Origin of the sequence: Variovorax sp. KBS0712, assembly GCF_006323185.2 — a bacterium.
In the GTDB taxonomy this organism is placed as follows: Bacteria; Pseudomonadota; Gammaproteobacteria; order Burkholderiales; family Burkholderiaceae_C; genus Variovorax; species Variovorax boronicumulans.
In genome coordinates this window covers 1,257,965-1,278,266 of sequence record NZ_VCCD02000002.1, presented here as the reverse complement: position 1 = coordinate 1,278,266, position 20,302 = coordinate 1,257,965, and the positions used below count along the sequence as shown (strand labels likewise).

18 protein-coding genes and 1 pseudogene are annotated in these 20,302 nt (G+C 58.9%); 11 read left to right on the top strand and 8 right to left on the bottom strand.

The window, feature by feature from the left end:
- Positions 1–9: 9 nt before the first annotated feature.
- Positions 10–855, bottom strand: coding sequence for a LysR family transcriptional regulator (locus FFI97_RS22930; RefSeq protein ID WP_139701169.1), 846 nt, complete (start codon positions 853–855; stop codon positions 10–12).
- 113 nt (positions 856–968) lie between these two features.
- On the opposite strand from FFI97_RS22930, the gene FFI97_RS22925 reads away from it, so the two are divergent.
- Both FFI97_RS22925 and FFI97_RS22920 read left to right on the top strand, forming a co-directional pair.
- Complete coding sequence (locus FFI97_RS22925) at positions 969–1,970, top strand: NADPH:quinone reductase (RefSeq protein WP_139701170.1); 1,002 nt, start codon at positions 969–971, stop codon at positions 1,968–1,970.
- Positions 1,967–2,770, top strand: coding sequence for a 3-hydroxybutyrate dehydrogenase (locus tag FFI97_RS22920; RefSeq protein ID WP_139701171.1), 804 nt, complete (start codon positions 1,967–1,969; stop codon positions 2,768–2,770). Before FFI97_RS22925 ends, FFI97_RS22920 begins: the two co-directional genes overlap by 4 nt.
- A 133-nt stretch (positions 2,771–2,903) precedes the next feature.
- Here the strand turns inward: FFI97_RS22920 and FFI97_RS22915 are convergent, their stop codons facing one another.
- Positions 2,904–3,692 (bottom strand): IclR family transcriptional regulator, encoded by a 789-nt coding sequence (locus tag FFI97_RS22915; RefSeq protein WP_139701386.1) that lies wholly within the window; start codon positions 3,690–3,692, stop codon positions 2,904–2,906.
- A 221-nt stretch (positions 3,693–3,913) separates the two neighbouring features.
- Here FFI97_RS22915 and FFI97_RS22910 point away from each other — a divergent pair, with 221 nt between their 5' ends.
- The 6 genes from FFI97_RS22910 to FFI97_RS22885 all read left to right on the top strand — a co-directional run bounded on the left by FFI97_RS22910 (position 3,914) and on the right by FFI97_RS22885 (position 10,499).
- A complete protein-coding gene (locus tag FFI97_RS22910) occupies positions 3,914–4,927 on the top strand; it encodes an amidohydrolase family protein (RefSeq protein ID WP_139701172.1) in 1,014 nt (337 codons plus the stop codon).
- A gap of 41 nt (positions 4,928–4,968) precedes the next feature.
- A complete protein-coding gene (locus FFI97_RS22905; RefSeq protein ID WP_139701173.1) occupies positions 4,969–5,991 on the top strand; it encodes a Bug family tripartite tricarboxylate transporter substrate binding protein in 1,023 nt (340 codons plus the stop codon).
- An 18-nt stretch (positions 5,992–6,009) separates the two neighbouring features.
- The gene (locus FFI97_RS22900) at positions 6,010–6,975 is read left to right on the top strand and encodes a tripartite tricarboxylate transporter substrate binding protein (protein ID WP_139701174.1); all 966 of its coding nucleotides are present in this window, start codon (positions 6,010–6,012) and stop codon (positions 6,973–6,975) included.
- Between the two features lie 13 nt (positions 6,976–6,988).
- A complete protein-coding gene (locus FFI97_RS22895) occupies positions 6,989–8,191 on the top strand; it encodes a CaiB/BaiF CoA transferase family protein (RefSeq protein WP_139701175.1) in 1,203 nt (400 codons plus the stop codon).
- Positions 8,188–9,039 carry a citryl-CoA lyase gene (locus tag FFI97_RS22890; protein WP_139701176.1) on the top strand — a complete coding sequence of 284 codons (852 nt, stop codon included), beginning with the start codon at positions 8,188–8,190 and terminating at the stop codon, positions 9,037–9,039. Before FFI97_RS22895 ends, FFI97_RS22890 begins: the two co-directional genes overlap by 4 nt.
- Before the next feature lie 155 nt (positions 9,040–9,194).
- Positions 9,195–10,499, top strand: coding sequence for a CitMHS family transporter (locus FFI97_RS22885; RefSeq protein WP_139701177.1), 1,305 nt, complete (start codon positions 9,195–9,197; stop codon positions 10,497–10,499).
- A gap of 25 nt (positions 10,500–10,524) precedes the next feature.
- Here the strand turns inward: FFI97_RS22885 and FFI97_RS22880 are convergent, their stop codons facing one another.
- Positions 10,525–10,746 (bottom strand): hypothetical protein, encoded by a 222-nt coding sequence (locus tag FFI97_RS22880; RefSeq protein WP_139701178.1) that lies wholly within the window; start codon positions 10,744–10,746, stop codon positions 10,525–10,527.
- Positions 10,747–10,974: 228 nt separating this feature from the next.
- Between FFI97_RS22880 and FFI97_RS22875 the strand changes: the two are divergent.
- A pseudogene (locus FFI97_RS22875) lies at positions 10,975–12,476 on the top strand (IS3 family transposase); the annotation flags it as partial.
- 471 nt (positions 12,477–12,947) lie between these two features.
- Here the strand turns inward: FFI97_RS22875 and FFI97_RS22865 are convergent.
- Together FFI97_RS22865 and FFI97_RS22860 are read right to left on the bottom strand one after the other, a co-directional pair.
- Entirely contained in the window at positions 12,948–13,787 is an 840-nt protein-coding gene (locus FFI97_RS22865; protein WP_185993690.1) for a tripartite tricarboxylate transporter substrate binding protein, read from the bottom strand.
- 186 nt (positions 13,788–13,973) lie between these two features.
- Positions 13,974–15,125: a porin gene (locus tag FFI97_RS22860; protein ID WP_185993689.1), complete on the bottom strand. Its 1,152-nt coding sequence runs from the start codon at positions 15,123–15,125 to the stop codon at positions 13,974–13,976.
- A gap of 59 nt (positions 15,126–15,184) precedes the next feature.
- Between FFI97_RS22860 and FFI97_RS34460 the strand changes: the two genes are divergently transcribed.
- On the top strand, positions 15,185–15,472 hold the full coding sequence (locus FFI97_RS34460; protein WP_369632823.1) for a transposase: 288 nt from the start codon (positions 15,185–15,187) through the stop codon (positions 15,470–15,472).
- A 120-nt stretch (positions 15,473–15,592) separates the two neighbouring features.
- Here the strand turns inward: FFI97_RS34460 and FFI97_RS22850 are convergent, their stop codons facing one another.
- On the bottom strand, positions 15,593–16,552 hold the full coding sequence (locus FFI97_RS22850; RefSeq protein WP_139701182.1) for an alpha/beta hydrolase: 960 nt from the start codon (positions 16,550–16,552) through the stop codon (positions 15,593–15,595).
- A 73-nt stretch (positions 16,553–16,625) separates the two neighbouring features.
- Positions 16,626–17,924, bottom strand: a complete 1,299-nt coding sequence (locus FFI97_RS22845; protein WP_139701183.1) for an NAD(P)/FAD-dependent oxidoreductase — start codon at positions 17,922–17,924, stop codon at positions 16,626–16,628.
- Between the two features lie 221 nt (positions 17,925–18,145).
- Between FFI97_RS22845 and FFI97_RS22840 the strand changes: the two genes are divergently transcribed.
- On the top strand, positions 18,146–18,943 hold the full coding sequence (locus FFI97_RS22840) for an IclR family transcriptional regulator (RefSeq protein WP_139701184.1): 798 nt from the start codon (positions 18,146–18,148) through the stop codon (positions 18,941–18,943).
- Between the two features lie 36 nt (positions 18,944–18,979).
- Here the strand turns inward: FFI97_RS22840 and FFI97_RS22835 are convergent, their stop codons facing one another.
- Complete coding sequence (locus FFI97_RS22835) at positions 18,980–19,627, bottom strand: ABC transporter substrate-binding protein (RefSeq protein WP_260685115.1); 648 nt, start codon at positions 19,625–19,627, stop codon at positions 18,980–18,982.
- Positions 19,628–20,302 lie beyond the last annotated feature (675 nt).

Here is a 20,302-nt window from a genome sequence, read left to right as displayed (position 1 = left end):
GTCCGGCGGTCAATCTCGCAGCCCATTGGGGCTTCCTGAGTTCTTGAGTAACTCCAGCAGTGCGCGACTGATTGGGCTTGAGCTTCGGTCATAGGTGACCAATCGCATCGACGGTAGTTCTGGCCAGGCCTTATCGCCCTGGGGCAAGCAAATCAATCCGTTGTCGAGGGCGGACTCACATAGGACCGAAACGCCCAATCCCTGCCGGACACAGCCTTGAACACCCAATACACCACTCAACGACACGGCCTCCCTCCATGGATGGCCCCGGTTGCTAAGTGCAGACACAGCGGCTGTGCGAAAGGCGCAAGGGGCTGGTAGAAGACATAGGTCGGTGAGGTCCGATGGCGCGGCCATGTGCTGGCTGCTAACCCAGACCAGCTTCTCTTCGGAAAAGCTCTGTGGGGAGCCGCGCCCCTTCTGTTCCATGACGAGCGCTATGTCCAGGTCTCCGGCATCGAACTCTTGAAGCAGAACGCCACTCATGGCGACTCGGACGCTAAGGTCAACTCCGGGCAGCAGCCGGCGGATACGACTCAGAAACTCAGGCAATCGATGAGGTGCGAGGTACTCCACCACGCCGAGTCGCAACTGCCCTCGCAGTCGGTTGCGTCCCATCGAGCCGATCGCTTCGTCGTTCAGCCGTAGCAGACCGTTGGCGTGGTGAAGAAACTGCTCTCCAGCAGTAGTAAGTTCTACGAGTCGACTGCTTCGCTGAAGAAGCTCGACGTCCAGCATCTGTTCGAGGCGCTGAATGCGCGTGCTGACTGCGGACTGAGACCTGCATAGGCGTTTGGCCGCCGCGGTGAAGCTGCGCGCGTCTGCGACGGTGACAAAGCACCGAATGAGGTCCATATCTAGATCCTGCAAGATCAATCCTTGATTCCGATGGAAGCGATTCGAATTATGCGTTTTTCGGATTGATCCCCGCTGCCTAGACTTCTCTTCATTGATTTTTGGAGTTGAAGATGAAGGCAGTTTGGTACGAGGAAGTGGGCGCTGCGCGCAGCGTTCTGAAATGCGGCGAGCGACAGATCCCGGTCCCGGGAGTCGGCGAGGTCCTGGTGCGGCTTCATGCGTCGGGTGTCAATCCTTCGGACGTCAAGGCTAGAGCTGGAACTCGAGGTGGGAAAAGTGAATTGCCCTATCCCTTTGTGGTGCCCCACAGCGACGGTGCGGGTGTTGTTGTCGAGGTGGGGGGCGGGTGCCGCCGGGTCACGCCTGGCAACCGCGTCTGGATCTGCAACGGTCAATGGCGTCGGCAGTACGGGACAGCTGCCGAATACATCGCGATTGACGAAAACTACTGCTTTCACCTGCCAGATTCGGTGAGCTTCGCCACAGGGGCTGCGCTGGGTATCCCCGCGCTTACAGCGTGCCATGCTACGACGGGATACGGGGATCTAGCGGGGCGCGCTGTGTTGATCAGTGGCGGCGCGGGCAATGTCGGGAGGCTGGCTATTCAGTTTGCCAGACGCGCGGGGGCCTTTGTCATTGCTTCAGGCCGCGGGGCGGCTGACAAAGAGCATATCGCCAGTGCGGGGGCAAACGCCTTTGTCGATTTCACCAGTACCTCCTTTGTTGGCGATGTGCTGGCGGCAACCCATGGCCGACACATTGATCACGCGGTTGAAGTCGAATTTGGGGCAAATGCAGAGCATCTCTCTGAACTTTTATCTGAGCGTGCAACGGTCGTCACATATGGATCCGCGCGGGTGTTGCGTCCGGATCTCCCCTTCTACAAGTTCCTCTTCAAGGGCATCCGACTGCAGTTCCTGCTGGTATATCTGTTGACTCAAAGTGAGCGTTTCGAGGCTGCAAATCGTGTTATCGCCTTGCTCGAGAACGGTCAACTCGATGTGCCAATCCACTCAGAGTTGGGCCTCGTCGACTGCACTGTGGCGCATGAATTGATCGAAGATTCCGGTCGAAAAGGTGCTGTGGTACTAAGGATGGCGGAGGCTGCATGAGCGATCGTCGGAACCGCTACGAAAGAGTGGCCCTGGTGACGGGATCGACCAGCGGAATTGGACTGGCAATTGCTCAAGCGCTGATTCTTGATGGATGGATGGTTGCCCTCCACGGTCTTGGAGCCGCGCAGGAGATCGACAGCGTGCTGATGCAAGTCGCCTCGCAAGTGGGATTTTCCAACATGCCACGCCATTTCCATGCCGATCTCAGGTCGCCCGAACAGGCGCGTGGACTGGTGTCTGAGGTTGAGTCCAAGTTGGGGCGCGTGGATCTGCTAGTGAACAATGCCGGGATACAGCACACCTCGCGAGTCGAGGATTTCCCGACCTCGAAATGGGACGAGATCATGGCGATCAACCTGTCCGCTGTGTTTCACGCTTGTGCAGCAGCGTTGCCTGGGATGAAGCGGCGCAACTTTGGGAGAATCGTCAATATCGCGTCCATCCACGGCTTGGTGGCTTCTGCGGAGAAGGCTGCCTATGTATCTGCCAAGCATGGCGTAGTGGGGCTGACAAAGACCATCGCGCTAGAGAACGCCAGATCGAATATCACCTGCAATGCGATATGTCCAGGGTGGGTCAGGACGCCGCTTGTCGAGGCGCAAGTTCATCACAGGATGTCTGCCATGGGGCTTGATCATGACGCCGCCGAGAGGACTCTGCTTGCAGAGAAGGAGCCCTCTCAGCGTTTCACCACGACTGAGCACATTGCTTCAGCAGTTGCATTTCTCATCAGCGAGGCGGGAAGCAATATCACTGGTATCAGCCTTGCGATGGATGGTGCATGGACCGCGCAGTAGGTGGCGCATCGGCAAGTGGTCTGCTGCAAGCAGCGTGACATGGCTTAGGCGGACGTGAGTTCAGGAGGCTCCGAAAACGGAAGGGCCGGTCGTGTCAGGGCGTCAGAGGTTGCAGGCCTGTCCTTCTGCCCCATCACTTCGGCAAAGAGAACATGTCTTGTTGCAAGGCATTCAGGCTGAGCTCATAGGGGGCGGCATCCCCGCCGAGGCTACGGGTCGCATCACTAGCTGACCTCAGAACACTCCGACATGCTGCGAGCATGGCGTCTGGAGGGGACAGGCGTTGCCTTGGTCCGGACAGGGCAAGCGCACCCTGCAGTTCGCCCATGACGCCGAAAACAGGGGCGGAGACCGACGCGGTGTCCGGCTCCCGCTCACCGTAGGAGACTGCCCAAAGGCGGCCGCGAATAGGATGCGTGGCTGGCGTCGGCGGCTGAGTAAATGCCTGAAGCACTTTCCCGGAGGCGCCTTGGCCGATGGGATATTCCTGCCCAATGGCAACTGCGGCCCGAACTGCGCGGACGGGTTCGATGCGGAATATTGCGATCCGAGCCTCACCATGTCGTACGTAGAACGATGCGGTCTCGCCGCTCGCGCTGCTCAGATTTTTCAGCAATGGTTCGATGACATGTTCTACATGAAACGATCGCTGATAGATGGCGGCGAGGCGCAGCGGTTGGGGCCCGACGGAGTACTGGCCGTTTGAGAGCTTTCGCACGAAGCCACCGTGCTCGAGTGCCGCGAGCAATCGCAACACAGTGCTCTTGTATAGGCCTGTCCGCCGAGACAACTCAGTGAGCGTGAGCATGTCGTCTGTCGGCCCAAAGGCCGCGAGCAGCGCGAATGCACGATCCAGTACTGCGACACCACTCGAGTCGAGCGAAATGGTCTGGGATTCGGTGAGGGCCAATGTTTCTGCCATGTCGGGTTTGTCGAGTAGGTCGGCCTGCCAGCCGGTGACCTCGAAGTTTGGCACAGTGGTCAAGCTAGCGCGCAAACGGAATCTCCGCTCTTTCGATATAGGGAAAACCCTTTATTCCCGACGATGGCTCGCCTGTATAGTTCTGCCAGATGGATTTTAGTTCTATTCAGTAGAACTTCGGATTGGAATTCCTAGCCATCCCGAGGTTCGCAGGAGCAAACATGAGCGCGAGCAACTACCTAGCGGTCCGTGAAGACTGGTTGTCCCTGTCGCAGGAAGAGGTCCTTGAGCCAGAGTTGAAGATCGTCGACGCGCACCACCATTTCTACGATCGACCCGGTTGGCACTATCTCCAAGAGCAATACATCGCTGATGCGCGATCGGGTCATGACGTGCGCGCGTCTGTGTACATGCAGGCAATGACGCGATATCGCCTGGATGGTCCAGATGTGCTTAAACCGGTTGGCGAGACGGCTTTTGTCGTTGAGTCCACTAGAGCAATGGCAAGAGATGTGCCCCAAGTAGCGCTAGGCATCGTGGGGCACGCGGACCTCCGAGTCGGCGCCGGAGTCCGAGAGGTGCTTGATGCGCACATTGACGCCGGCGAAGGGCGATTTCGCGGAATCAGGCATCTGGCGACCTGGGATGCTGACTCCACTTTAGTGAATCCCCTCTCGGCGGCGCCACGTGGACTCCTCTTGGATCGCAACTACCGTGAGGGCTTCGCTCAATTGGCCCCGCTCGGTCTTTCGTACGACGCCTGGGTGTTCTTCCCCCAGCTACTGGAGCTATTTGATCTCGCTAAAGCGTTCCCGGACACCACGATTGTCATTAATCACTGCGGTGGCATCGTTCGTATTGGTTCCTATCAAGAGCGTGGTCCAGAAGTCTTCAGGCTCTGGGCTCAATCGATGCGCCAGCTCGCTCAACTGCCCAATGTTTTCGTCAAGCTGGGCGGACTGGGCATGCGTATTAACGGCTTCGACTTTGAAAAGGGCGATGTCCCCCCCGGGTCGGAGATGCTTGCTCAGGCGTGGAGGCCATGGATCGAACTCTGCATCGAAGCATTCGGGGCGCACCGGTGCATGTTCGAGAGCAATTTTCCGGTCGACAAGGGATCGTACTCGTACAGAACGCTCTGGAACGCCTTCAAGCGACTGACCAAGAGGGCCAGCAATCAAGAACGGCAAGACCTGTTCGAAGGTACAGCCAGCCAAGTTTACCGATTGCACTGACTTGCCCCTCGCAACTCCACACCCCAAAGAAGGCGCACTTCATGCTAGCAAGAAGACTCTTGACCTGCGGCATAGTGGCTCTGAGTCTGGCGCACCTGGTCATAGTGGCCCCCGGTTTGGTGTACCTGGTCGCAGAAACAGGTGCATTCGCTCAAAGCGCATACCCCAATGCTCCCATCAAGCTCGTTGTGCCGTTTCCTCCCGCGAGTGAAGCAGATGTGCTGATGCGCTTGGTGGTCAATGAGGTGGAACGCAAAGATAGGTGGACGTTCGTCATCGACAACAGGTCGGGCGTCGGCAGCAATAGCGGGCTCGACGCTGTCGCAAGAGCAAGTAAGGACGGTTACACCCTTGGCGTGGAGCAGACCGCAAATCTAGCCATCAATCCAAGCCTCCACAGCAAGGTCTCGTATGACGTGGAGAGCGATTTTTCCCCCGTCGTTCTCCTGGCGTCGCAGCCGATGGTGCTTGTCGTGTGCGCCGCATCGCCGATCAAACAGCTCGCAGATCTCCAGGCTCTGTCCAAGAGAAGGCCGCTCTCCATGGCCTCGGTAGGGGTCGGCAGCGTGGGGCATATCACCGGCGAGATGTTTGCGAAACGTGTTGGCATCAACATGATGCATATGCCCTACAAGGGCGCCGGTCCAGCTGCGAGTGACCTGTTAAGAGGGATCACCGACTTCTACTTCGCGACTCCCCCAAGCGTCATCTCTCTTGTCAAGAGCGGAAAGCTGCGCGCCTTGGCCGTGACCTCGTCCACGCGACTCGATGTTTTGCCCAACGTACCCACGGCAGCCGAGGCTGGTTACCCAGGGTTTGTGGCAGAGGACTGGAAGGCTGTTGTGGCCCCGGCGGGAACGCCGCCTGAGGCCATCGCGACCATCAACAAGGTCATGAATGCTGCACTGATGCATCCAGCGGTGGTCGAGCGACTGAGGGGCGACGGCAGTGTGCCGCGAGGAGGCACTGCGGCGGAGCTAGGCGCATTCATGAAGAACGAGCAATCCCGTTGGGGCCTTGCCGTACGGGACTCGGGTGCCAAGCTTGACCGAGATTCAATTTGATTAAACGTTGGAGACCAAATGAAAGCCAATATGACTCGCCGCAGCCTTATGCTTGTCGGCACCGCCTGTCTGTTCGCAAACTCCGCGCTTGCGCAGAACAGGCCAATCACGATCATCGTGCCTTACGCCCCAGGTGGGAGTGCCGATCTCGCAACCCGCGTGATTGCCCAGTTCGCAGCTCCAGGCGTAGGCTCGCCCATGGTGGTGGACAACCGGACCGGTGGTGGAGGTTTGGTTGGATGGGGGGCAGCTTCGCGTGCTGCGCCGGATGGTAATACTCTGCTGACTGTCGAACTGTCGTACGCCATCGCAGCGGGGCTGCTGCCGAATATTCCCTTCGATGCCCGCAAAGCCTTCGCGCAAATCACGACCGCGGTCAAGGTGCCGCATGTCCTGGTCATCAACCCAGCTGTGCCTGCGAAAACCGTTCAGGAGTTCATCGCCCTGGCCAAGGCGCAGCCGGGAAAACTGAACTACGGATCTGGTGGCAACGGCACCAACACGCATCTGGCAGGCGAACTTTTCAAGAACACCACGGGGACTGACATCGTCCACGTGCCCTACAAGGGTGCCGGCGCCGTACTGACCGACCTGATGGGCAACCAGGTCCAGGCCCTTATCACTTCCGTGCCAACGGCATTGCCTCATATCAAGAGCGGAAAACTCAAGGCGTTGATGGTGACCGGATCAGAACGGAACGTGATGATCCCCGACGTGCCCACTGCCAAGGAGGCTGGTGTTCCCAAGATGGATATCGACTATTGGATCGGCCTTGGTGCGCCAGCTGGCACGCCGCAACCCATCATCGACAAGCTGAACAAGGAAATCGGTGCAGCGCTTGCGCAGCCCGAGGCTAGAAAGAGGTTTGCAGAAATGGGGATGACGGTAGTGACAAATTCGCCCGCGCAAGCGAACGAATTTGTCAGAAGCGAAATCCAGCGTTGGAGCGCCGTCATCAAGCAAGCTGGCATCAAACCCGAGTAGTTGAAAGTACATCATGGCACTCACCCCTCTGAAGGGCATTCGGGTCCTCGACCTCACCAACGTTCTTGCCGGTCCATTCTGCTGTCATCAACTGGCGCATATGGGCGCCGACGTGATCAAGGTGGAAGCTCGCGGCAATGGAGATCTGGCTCGGCAACTCGGCGCCGATGCGGAGCTAAATCGCTGCAACATGGGAGTGTCCTTTTTGGCGCAGAACCCGGGCAAGCGTTCCATCACCCTAAATCTGAAAAATGCCAGCGCGAAGGAAGTTTTCCTCAGGCTAGTGCAGACCGCAGATGTTGTGGTCGAAAACTTCCGGCCCGGTGTGATGGATCGTCTCGGCGTTGGCTATGAATCGTTGCTGAAAGAAAATCCGAAGCTCATCTATTGCGCCATCTCCGGGTTTGGTCAAACCGGTCCACTGCGTGATTTGCCGGCATATGACCAAATCATCCAGGGCATGTCAGGTGCGATGAGCATCACCGGCGACGAAAACTGTGCGCCTCTGAGGGCAGGGTACCCTGTCGCCGACACCATCGGAGGCCTAACCGCCGCCTTTGCTGTAGCGGCGGCTCTGGCGAACAAGCAGCGCACGGATGGGGTATTTATCGACGTATCGATGCTTGAAGCAACGATGGCAACGATGGGATGGGCGGTGTCGAACTATTTGGTTGCTGGACGTGTTCCGACTCCGATGGGCAATGACAACGTCACAGCAAGTCCTTCTGGCGCTTTCAAGACCGGTGATGGACTCATCAATATTGCGGCGAACAAGCAAGAGCAGTTCGAAGCGGTTTGCAAAGTGATGGGGCACCCAGAGTGGATCAGCGACGAGCGATTTAGCGATCGCGCTGCCCGTCTCAAGAACCGCGAAACGCTCAAATTGCTGATCGAACAAGCGATGCAAAGCCGTTCCATGGATGAATGGTGGCGGGCGCTTAATGAGGTCGGAGTACCTGCGGGCCCCGTTTACTCCGTGCCGCAAGTGCTGGAAATCCCGCAGATTGCGACGCGCGACATGATCGCGACCTATAAAAGTGTCCCGGGCGTGGGTCGCGATGTACGCGTGTTGCGTACGGGCTTCAAGCTCAATGGTGAGGCACCTTCCGTCGTGGCGCCGCCACCGCAGTTGGGTGAGCATACGGACTCTCTCTTGGCTGAACTGGGCTACGGAGTCCACGAGATCGAAACTCTGAAAGAGGTGCAAGCAGTATGAATGCAAAGACGGGCGAAGAGGTTCGACAAGACGTGCGCGATTGGTGGCGCACCTCCATCATCGAAATGGAGCCAGGAGTGATCCGCTACCGTGGCTATCCCATTGAGGAACTAATAGGCCGTGTGAGCTTCGCACAGATGATCTGGCTCATGACCCGCGGCGAACTCCCCAGCGTGGGCCAGGGGAACTTGTTAGATGCTGCGCTGATGTCTGCCGTGGATCATGGCCCTCAGGCGCCAAGCATCGGCATTGCTAGGATGGCCGCGACGTGTGGGATTGGCCTGAACAACGCGATGGCTTCGGCCGTGAATGTCTTGGGAGATGTTCATGGTGGCGCTGGCGAGCAAGCCGTGCAGTTGTACCAGAACATCGCTGCTCGCATCGAGCGTGGAGAAGATGAGATCGCTGCCGTTCAACGCGGACTGGATGACGCGATTGCCATTCACGGGAAGTTCGTTTCTGGTTTCGGTCACAGATTTCATCCGATCGATCCGAGGGCGCCGCGGCTACTCGAACTTGTCAATCAGGCAGCCGAAGCTGGTCATGTCAGCGGACGATTCGCAAAAATTGGACGCGCCGTGGAAGCGGAACTCATGTCTAGAAAGGGGGGCAGGCGCATTCCGATGAACATCGATGGTGCAACTGCCGTCATCTATGCGGAACTAGGATTTCCTGCGCCACTCGCGCGAGGATTGTTCTGCTTGTCGCGTTCGGTCGGAATTCTGGCTCACGCATGGGAGCAAACGCAGCAAGGCGGAAGAAACAAGGGCCCGATTCCACGCGAGTACATCTGGAGCTACGACGGACCCTCTCCGCGTCCGGTGCCTGCTAGCGACATGCCCCGCTGATCTCGAGTCGCGGATTGCTCTAGTTCGCGGCGATCAAAAAATTTCCGGCAGCCATTCTTGTCAATGGCTAGATGGTGCTATCCCAAAGATGGCTAGACCTCGCGTCGCGTCGTCACACATCTCACTCCCCAGGGCCGGCCTCAGGAGAAAATTCAATGTTACTCGCCCTCGGGTACGGCATGGTCTTGACCTTCATGGTGCTCATCATGACCAAGCGCATGTCAGCACTTGTTGCACTGGCGCTGGTGCCCATCGCATTTGGTCTTCTGGTCGCTTCGCCGGACGCGATCGGAAAGATGATGATCGAAGGCATCACCAAGCTCGCTCCCACCGGAGTCATGCTCACGTTCGGAATCCTGTATTTCAGCGTGATGACAGACGCAGGGTTGTTCGACCCGTTGATTCGAATGATCGTGAGAGTTGTCGGCCACGACCCTCTAAAGTTGCTGCTGGGTACTGCGATCATGGGAACGCTAGTGGCGCTCGATGGAGATGGTGCAACGACCTACGTGATTTGCATCACTGCACTTTTGCCTATCTACCGTCGCCTCGGAGTTCGCCTGCAGTACATGGCGACAGTTCTGCTCATGTCTATCGGGATCATGAACATCGTGCCGTGGGGTGGACCCACAGCGCGCGCTGCTTCGGCCATGCACATCGACGTTACGGAGGTGTTCGTTCCGCTGATCCCTGTGATGCTGTTGGGTTTCATCTATCAAATGGGTGTCGCTGCATTCTTTGGCGTCAAAGAGCGTCGACGTCTTGGCGCTCTAGCCATGCTCTCGTTAGATCACAGTCGAGAGCCTCCAGTCGACGGATCCGTAGACACACGACGGCCATTCATGTTGATTCCCAACCTGCTGTTGACGGCGCTTCTTCTGATCGCCTTGATCAAGGGCTTGCTGCCATTGCCTGCGTTGTTCTTGGTGGCTACGGCAATCGCGCTCTTACTGAACTATCCCAAGCTGAAAGATCAGCAGGCGCGCCTCGCCGCGCATGCTTCAAATGTGTTGGCCGTTGTTTCCCTCATCTTTGCTGCAGGAATCTTCACGGGCATCCTTGCGGGAACTGGAATGCTCAAGGAAATGTCGGACGGCCTTCTCAATGTGATGCCGACCTGGCTAGGGCCGTACATGGCGCCAGCGACTGCGCTGCTAAGTGCGCCAGCGACCTACGTGCTGACGAATGACGCCTTCTACTTCGGTGTGCTTCCGATTCTGACTAACACCGCCAGCACCTATGGCATCACGGCTGCAGAAATGGCTCGTGCGTCACTTCTCGGTCAGCCGATTCATCTGCTAAGCCCGCTGGTCGCGTCCACCTATCTTTTGGTTGCTATGCTCGATATCGAGTATGGGGACAACCAACGCGCGTCACTGCTTTGGGTTTTCGGGCTGGTGCTGGCGATGCTGGCAGCAGCGCTACTTTTGGGTGTAATTCCGTTGATCGCGATTCCATAGCTTGGCGAACGCGAGCCGCAGAAAATCACGAACCCGCCTTGGCACTTGAGGCCTTCAGGTTTTCAAAGCGACGAAGCCCGCCCTTGGGAACGCTGTAGACGAGGGCAACATCCACCTGCGCGGGATCCCCGCAATCTGGACCAACCACGAACTCGAACTCTCCCAGTTCCGAGCTCAGGGCCCGATGCCAGGCGTCGGGTGAATCGAGCGAGCTGGAAAAAAAGACGACAGGACGGGCAATGCTCATCCGCCAAATCCTAGGTGGGTGGGGCCGGGGCCGCAGCAAAAAAACTAACTGCGGAAGCTGAAATTTATGAGATCCCCGAACTCCGCCCGTGCCTAGTATTCCCCAAAGGCCACGCGATATGACTCCCACAGACAACTTCTTTCAACCGCTCGGCGGCAATGTTGGCGCCGACCGGAAACTGAGCCAGTGGGGGTGCGGACGAAAACTTGGACTACCAGGAGGTAGTTCATGTATTCATACGAAGACAGGATTCGAGCGGTCGAGCTGTACGTCAAGCTCGGCAAACGGGTCAAGGCGACCATTCGCCAATTGGGATACCCAACCAAGAATGCATTGAGAAGTTGGTATCGGGATTACGAGCAGCGGTCCGACTTGCCAAAGGGCTACGCGCGCTCCAAGCCCAAGTATTCTCAGGAGCAGAAAGAGGTGGCTGTCAGGCACTACCTTGATCATGGGAGCTGCATCGCATTCACCATCAGGTCGTTGGGCTATCCGGGACGCGATTCTCTGCGTTCCTGGATCCACGAATCACACCCCGAACTGCACGTGCGCATCGTCGGTCGATCTAACGCGACAGCGCGGCCGCCAGCGATGAAGCATGCGGCTGTCATCGCGTTGTGCACGCGCCAGGAGAGTGCACAAGCCGTGGCCCCAGAGCTGGGCGTGTGCAGGCCGACGCTGTACAACTGGAAAAATCAGCTACTCGGTCGCGAGGCTCCTGCATCCATGAAGCGTCAAAACGATTTACCGCCAGACCCAGAACGGGAGGACCTGGAGCACCAGCTCGAGGCCCTGCGACGCGATATCCGACGTTTGAAGCTTGAGCAAGACCTCTTGAAGAAGGCGAATGAAATCTCAAAAAAGACCTGGGCATCAACCGGCAGCTCCTGACCAATCGGGAGAAGACGCTGCTGGTTGATGCCCTGAGGCAGACGTATTCCCTTGGGGAACTGCTCAACGAAGTGGGCTTGGCCCGCAGTTCCTACTTCTACCATCGAGCTCGGCTCGATGCAGCGGACAAGTACGCCGAGGTGCGACGAACCCTCACCGACATCTTCGAGCGCAACCACTGCTGCTATGGTTACCGTCGGCTGCAGGCTTCCCTGAACAGGCAGCGCGCGAACATCTCGGAGAAGGTTGTGCAGCGGCTGATGAAGCAAGAGAGCCTGGTCGTTGCCCGACTGAAGCGGCGCAGGTACGGCTCATACCTGGGAGAGATCAGTCCGGCGCCAGACAACCTTCTGAACCGAGACTTCGGGGCTGCAGCGCCCAACGAGAAGTGGCTCACCGACATCACGGAGTTCCAGATCCCGGCCGGCAAGGTGTATCTGTCCCCCATGATCGACTGCTTTGACGGCATGGTCGTCAGCTGGTCGCTCGGTACACGCCCGGACGCTGAACTCGTCAACACGATGCTGGACGCGGCCATCGAGACGGTGGTCGATACCGAAGACCGGCCCGTCGTTCACTCCGATCGTGGCGCCCACTATCGCTGGCCAGGCTGGCTCTCGCGCATCGCCGATGCGAAGCTGATTCGCTCGATGTGGCGCAAGGGATACTCGCCAGATAACGCGGCGTGCGAAGGCTTCTTCGGCAGGCTGAAGACTGAGCTGTTCTATCCTCGCAACTGGCAGTCCACAACCATCGAACAGTTCATACAGGCGGTGGACTCCTACATCCGTTGGTACAACGAACAGCGAATCAAGATCTCTCTCGGCTCTCTGGATCCAGCGCACAAATGCCTTGCAGACTGCCTGCCACAGTGCAAAACTCAATGGCAACAGGCGCCGAGCGTAGCCTGCATGCAGGACGTAGCAGCAGGCGTCGACCATGTGCCGGCGCTCGTAGCGAGCCGGCGGTTCCAAGCTTTCTCGCTGGACGCTCGAAGAGATCGGCGACCAGTGCCCATTCGGCGTTGGTCAGGTTACTGTATTGCGGGTCTGCTTCGCGCCGATGGGCGGCTGTGTAGCTGTAGCGCTTGTGATTGGACTGACTGGATACAGGCGTTTGGAACACTCTACGCTCGGGCATCACACGCACGATGTCCTGAGCGCGCAAGGTTCTACGAATGGTTGCCGCGCCCACCGCACTGCACGCCGGTACGGCCGGTTCTTCCCGCGTCGCATGAGGCATCTGCGTGTTGATGGCGCGCAACAAGACCACTTGTGCAGATTTCATTGCCGACACCGAAACTGCACGCACTATATTCTGGGAATATTTGCCTCTTCCACCACCTTATTCCACCGAACTGCATCCGCAGCGATCAGTTGACGAAACTCCTCGGGTGTGCTGGCCTTCACTACGGACGCTTGTTGTGCCAGCATGCCCTGCACTTCGGGATCCTGCAAAGCGGAATTCAGCGTAGAGTTGAGCTTGGCAACGATGGCCGATGGCGTTTTTGCTGGGGCGAGAAAGCCCGTCCAAGCTGGCGCAATAAATCCACCAAGGCCGATCTCCGCAAAGGTCGGAACCTCAGGCAAGAGCGGCGATCGGGTCGGCGTTCCTACAGCGAGCGGGCGCAAGCGCTTTTCCCGGATGGTAGGCAATAGACCAACTATGCTATCAATGGCAATGTGCACACGTCCAGCTACGAGCTCTGGTACCGTCTCGGCAGTCCCTTTATACGGCACATGCACGATATCGGTCCCTGTGACCTGTTTGAACAACTCCATCGTTAGTTGAGCAGAGGTACTCGCGGATGCGTAGTTGAATTTTCCTGGGTGTGCCTTGATCAATGCGACCAGTTCTTGCACGCTATTCACTTTCAGAGTCGGACTAACGACCAGAATGGGGCTCGTTACTGTTGCAGTACCGATTGGCTCAAAACTGGTAACGGAGTTGTAAGGGAGATTTTTGTACAAGGCGGCATTGAGTGCATGACCGGCACCTACAAACTGGAGGGTGTAGCCGTCCGCGGGGGCATTTGCGACCGAAGTGGTTGCGATGACGTTGTTGGCGCCGGGACGGTTATCGATGACCATAGGCTGCCCCAGCCGCTCGCCCCACTTTAGTGCGATTGTGCGCGCTACAAGGTCGGTCATCCCACCCGCGGTAAATCCAACAACGACCCTTATTGGGCGGTTTGGATAGTTGGTAGAGCTCTGCGCATTTGCGGATGACACAAAGATAGTCACTGGAGCTACTAGTGCCGCGCTCATGCGTAACATGGTTCTTCTGCGAACAGAGTTCATTCTTGTCTCTAGAGGTAATTTGAAAGTCTGAGCCATTCAAAAAGTATGGCGAACGCCGATGGCCGTTGCTTTGGGATCCGCTCCGGCCGCTGTTGGAGCGATGGACACATCTGCTGCAAGCACGGCTACGGAGGCCGTTGCGTTGTTTATGCTACGCCCCCAAGTTGCATAGAGCGTGGTTCGGCGGCTGAGACTATAGGTGTAGCCTAGACCGATCACGGTGGCCTCTCGCTTAGATCCTGCGGGATTGGCTTGGCTCAGGCTCTGAACCTGTGTCGATACGGTGTGGTTTCCCATTGAGTAGGCAACTCCTATCCAGCTAGTGCGGCCATTCCACGGCGAAGAACCACGCCAGTGCCCAGTCGTAGCCGCGAAATCGCCGTTCGTGTAACGAGCGCCGAGGAGCCAATTCCGCACAGTCGTTGTGTTCCCTGTGAATGCGACGGGCATTCCGGCGGTGTTGGCGAGTTGCAGCGCTTGATATGATCCAACGAGTTCAAGATCCCCCATTGAGTACTCAGCTCCGAGGCCCCACGCATTGCTTGCGCCCTTTGGTGCTGTTCCGGGTGCGCCAGTGTTTTCCCCAAAACTGTATGCGGCCCGGACGCGCAAACCGCCAAGGTTCGGGCTGAGGTAATTCACCCCATTGCTAAAACGTACCCATCGCTCCGATGACCCAGTGATGCTGACGCTGCTTTGTAGGTTGCCGAACAGTCCAAGCGACATCGTGTCAGCCTTTAGTACGGCATGAAAGAACGGCGCATAGTCACGGCCGAAATGAAACTCGCCGATAGGTGTGTCGAGCCCGACAAATGAGCGACGATTGAAGCCCCCAGTAAAGACAGCGCCGTTTGGTGCGGTTGGAGTGGCGCTGGAAGGCTGTGGACTGAAGGCTTTAAGGGTGCCGGTATCTAGGTCAAGTCCCGTTTCGAGCGTGAACAGCGCTTTCAGTCCCGCACCTAGATCTTCGACCCCTCGTACGCCCCAACGAGAGCCTGAGAGAATGCCGGAGCTGACTTGGGTGATTTTGACGCCGTGACCACGATCGGCGACGACGAACCCTGCATCTAAGATGCCATATAGCGCCACGCTTGATTGTGCATTTGCGGCAGGCGAAAGACATATCGCTGCAACTGCAAAGCTGGCCGCAGAAAGGGGGGGATGGTGTCTCATCGGCGTGTCTTTCATTGAATGTCTCCTGGTTTTTTTAGGGCGAGTAATCTGACAGGTCATGCTTGAAGCAGCCAGTGCTTATCATTTGGGACGTCTTGAAGGCGCACCGCAGTCGGCTGGGGTACGACTACTTTGGCTGTCTGGGTGTCCATATCCAGATCGTGCTCTTGCAGCCGTACGCGTCTGACCTCAATCCGGTGGAATACCTGTGGGCATGGCTCAAGCCGCATGTCCTGGCCAACTGCTGTCTCGCCGACTTCGGCGAGCTGCGCGCGACAGCGCGTGATAGGCTCAAAAGCATCCAGAAGCTCTGGATGCAAGCTGCGCAGTGTCAATGTCATTGTCGTGGTACCGATCAATAAGCACACCGCGCAATGGCACCGTGTGTTTTGAACTGAAGCGAAGAAAGGTGGCGCCTCGGTGTTCCAAGGCTTTGGAGCGTCTATGAGTACTTGGCTCAGTCAGCCGCTGTAATGCGGGGGCTATGCTGTTCCCAGATGCTGACGTAGCGCCAGCGCCAGACGGTCAAACGCATCCCTTACCCTGGGGCACACGTCCATCGCCCGTAACATGCCGTGCATAGTTCCGGGGACTATTTCTACTGTGGTGAGGACATCGGCCTGCTTAAGCAATGCCGCGTATTCACCTTCCTCCTCCAGCAGAGGGTCGTATTGAGCGTTCAGGAAATATGCCGGTGGTAATCCTCGCAACTCGTCGATAGACGCGCGCAGCGGTACTGCAAGAGAATCAGTTGCGACTCCAGGCTGCGAACCGAGGTACGCAGGAACTAGCGTGCATATTGAATCGTAGAAGAGCGAAGTGTCCTTGGCGGTACGGTAGTACGGGCGCTCCGTATTCATGTCAAAGACGCCATAGACCAGTGCTTGGCAGCGGAGGCGCGGTCCTCCCTTTCTCTTTGCGAGCATGCACATGGCAGTGGAAAGCAGTCCGCCCGCGCTGTCGCCGGCAACGGCCATCCGCGATGAATCCCATCCAAGTGTTGTTCCTTGGGCGTGCGTCCAATTCAAAGCTTCCCAGCAATCTTCATGAGCCGCTGGGAAGGGGTTCTCGGGCGTTCGCCGGTAATGCACACTAACGATCGCCGCGCCTGTTGCCTGAGCAAGCTGCGCCACGATCATGTCGTGCGAATCGTGGCTCCCTGCGACGAAGCCGCCTCCATGCATATAGAGGATGACAGGCGGTGGTTCTTCGGTGGCAGGCCAATAGACTCGAAGTGGAATCTCCCTGCCTTTCAGCACAATGAATGTATTGCGCACCCGCATGCCTGCGGGCCTTGGGTAGACATAGCGCTCTCCAAGCATGTCGTACCGAAGACGGACGCCGGGTAGGCCCTGCAGTGGATTGTCTCGTGCTAGCTGTTGCATTCGATCCAGATGGGCCGCATAGCCAAGAGCGAGGTCTAGTCCTGCATATTCGTACATTCAAAGCTCCAGTTGAGGTCGTTTCTTGTGTAGGGGAAGATAGATCCCGGGCTCTTCCAAGACCGGAGTTCACTCACGTCCAGATGCGGTCCAGCAGGCTGTAGCAGGCCACCCCGGCAGCGATGTAGAAGCGCTGCAGCCCGTGCAGCGGAAGGGGCTGCACGGGCGTGATCGGGAAGGGGCAGGCCGCCGCGCCGCCGCCCGCTGCCAAGGCTGCCACGTGCCGGCCTAGGCTCGTGGCGAGGGCGATGCCGCGCCCGTTGTAGCCCAGTGCCATGGTGATGCCCGGCGCGGGCTGGTGCAGGTGCGGCATGAAATCGCGTGTGATGGCAACGCGCCCGGCCCAGCGATACTCGTACTGCAGAGGCCCGAGGCCGGGGAACATCAGCGCTACCGCGCGCTCCAGGTGCGCGAAGTCGCCGGGGCCCCGCGGGTCGTTGAAGTGACCGCGTCCGCCCATCAGCAGCCGGCCCTGCGCATCCTTGCGGAAGTACAGCAGCAGTCGCTGCGAGGTCGAGCCCGTTTCGCCGCCGGGCAGGATGTGCTCACCCGCCTTGCCGAGCGGCCGTGTGGCCACGATGAAGCTGTTGGCGGCGAGCACTGTGCGGGCCAGCCCCGGCCATAGTCCGTCGGTATAGCCGTTGGTGCCCAACACCACCTGTTGCGCCTGCACGCGGTGGCCTTGGGCCGTGGTGGCGACCCAGCCGGTGCCCTGGCGCTGCAGTGCCACCACGGGCGAGCCTCCGTGCACTTGCACACCCTGCGCCTGTGCCGCGCGCACCAGGCCGCGCACATAGGCCAATGGCTGAATGCTGCCGGCGCGTCCGTCGAGCCAGCCACCCGCGAAGGCCGGAGTGCCGATGCGTGCGGCCACGGCCGAGCGGCCCAACGTCTCCACGCGCACGCCACGCCGCTCCCATTGCTGGGCGCGAGCGTGCATACCGTCTATCGCCTGCTGGGTGTAGCCCACCTGTAGCCAGCCGGCTCGCACGGGGGCGCAGTCGATGGCGTGGCGCTCGATCAGCTTGTATACGAGGTCGGCCGAGTGGGAGACGGCGTCAATCAGCGGCTCGGCGCGCGCAGCACCGTAGACGCGCACCAAGTCGTCGGGGTCGTGCTTGAGCGTGGGGTTTACTTGCCCGCCGTTGCGCCCTGAGGCGCCCCAGCCGGGCTCGTGCGCATCTAGAACGCACACGCTGGCTCCGTCCTCAGCCAGGTGCAATGCGGCGGATAGGCCCGTGTACCCCGCGCCAATCACAAGCACGTCGGTTGACGAGGGGGCACTGAGCGCGGGTGTGTTGGGGGCTTGGGGTGCTGTGGCGGCCCACAGCGAGGGGGCGTCGGGGTGCGAGCCGATGGAGGGGGCACTCATGCCGTATCTCCGTCCGGCGCATGACGCAGGAAGGCCGGTTGCACAGGCATGTCCATGGGCTCGTTGCTGGGTGAGTGCTTCGTTGCCTCATCAGTCAAAAATTCAAATCGCATGAATCAATCATCACTACATGCGAGGCTGATAAAAATACGTAAAAACCACTAAAAGATTCAATAATATCGATATGCGATATTTAAAATGGCGTCTGCTATGCTTCTCACATGAGCACGCCGCAATCGCCCGAAGAAGACGCGAACCCCTTGTTCAATCAGTCGCTAGAAAAGGGGCTGGCCGTGCTCTGCGCCTTCAGTGCGCAGCGGCGCAGCATGACGCTGGCTGACGTGGCGGCGGCGGCGGGCATCAGCAAGAGCTCGGCGCAACGGATGGTCTTCACCCTGGAACAACTAGGTTTTGTGCGAAAGCATCCGCAGACGCGTCGCTACTTGCTCGCACCGCGCGTGATGCGCATCGGCTACAACTACCTGGCAGCCAACACGCTGATTGATCTGGCCAATCCCTATCTCTCGGAGCTCGCCACCGTGACGACCGAGACCACCTGCCTCACCGAGCCCGACGGGCTGGAGATGGTCTATGTGGCGCGCTTCGTCAGCGCCCAGTTTGTACCGGTGCACATGCCCATCGGTAGCCGCATCCCCATGTACTGCACGGCATCGGGCCGGGCCTGGCTCAGCGCGCTGCCCGATGCGGAGGCCTTGGCGCTGTTGCGCGCGAGCGAGCGTGCCGTTCACACGCGCTTCACGATCACCGATGAGTCGGCCATTCTGGCCGAGTTGACCCAGGCGCGCGAGCGTGGCTACGCCATCAATCGCGAAGAACTGTTCCTGGGTGACATGACGCTGGGTGCTCCTGTGATCGACAGCCACGGCCGGCCTGTGGCTGCCGTGCATATCGTGGCCCCCACCAGCCGCTGGACGCGCGAGGAGGCTGAGAGCCGCTTGGGGCCCTCGCTGCTGGCTTGTGCGCGCACCCTGAGCAATTCTGTGCGTGCCCTAGGCTGAGGGCGTTCGTCTATTTTCATTCCAAGGCCCCTCGCCCTATAAGCGTCCAGACAATTGCGCGTGCATTGCCCAAGCAGGGCCCCGTCGCGGTGCTATTGAGCACGCCTGCCTGCAGCATCCGACGTCGACTTCGCCGGTCAGCAGCGGCACCATGTCGGAGCCGACCGTGATGATGGTGACGTCCTTCTCGGCGATCTTGTTCTTCGCCAGCAGGGCGCGCAGCAGGATGGCCGCGGTTGAGGGGATGCCGACCTTCTTGCCGATCAGGTCGGCGGGTTTGTGCACGGGATTCTTGGCCAGTGAGAAGAAGGTGAACGGATGCTTCTGGGCGCCGACAGCGAAGCACTTGATCGGCAGGCCCTGCGAGACGGCCAACATTACCGAGGGGCTGGACGAAACCTGGCCCACCTCATAGCGGCCAGAAGCCACGATGGCCACGCCATCGATGTTCGGTCCACCGGGCTGGATGGCGAACTCGATGCCTTCCTGGTCGTAGAAGCCCAGCCGCTTGGCCACTACCTCGCCGATCTGGTTGATGCTGGGGATCCAGCCGAGCTGCATGTTGATGCGCGCCTTGCCCTGCGCGAAGGTGTCGAACGACAGCATGCTGCCGAACGAGAGGCCCCCGGCAACGAGCGAGGTCTTGAGAAGGCTTCGGCGACCGGGGTCCCGGAGATTGGCCATGGCGGATTCCCTTGTAGAAGAATTGGGAGCGGAGAGCGTGACCCTGCGTGTTGTCTTCGTCACGTTGAAGGGCCAGCGGGAGCGAATGTTAGGAGCCCACCGCGTTGCTTCCAAGCATCGTTTTTCGCGCCGGGCGCGCTAAAAATTAGGCATCGGGGAAGAGCCTGAATCGGCAAGAAGGCGATACAGAATGGGCCTCGCAACACGCAGCTTCGATATGTGCGGCTGCAGCGTGCTCAAGGTCGGTCACCATGCCGACTTGGTGATGCTCGACGCTGGATAGGTCGCCATCCCGAAAAACAAGGATCCAACACGACCAGCCGAAGGGATTCCAGCGCATTCGCCCCTACGGGCTCCGGGTCAACGGCAACCGCAAGGACGGCCTGACATGCTTTCGCGAACTCCGCTGCAACCATCCGCTAGTAATGCGGCCAAGTGCCGGCCGGGTCTTTCCAGTTCAACGCGCTACCGCGTATCAACGGCACGGGCACGGGCACGGCGCAGGTGGCGGGACCGGCGTGCCGCCACCAAGCCTCTCACTCTTTGACAGCAGTTGCCTGTTGGTATTCGGTCGGAACGACTGGAGGGTTGACTGAGCGTGGTGAAACGCAACTACAGCCTGCGTTCCTGTGACTAGTCCAAACTGCGATGGAAGTTGAGTGCATCGACGCGGCC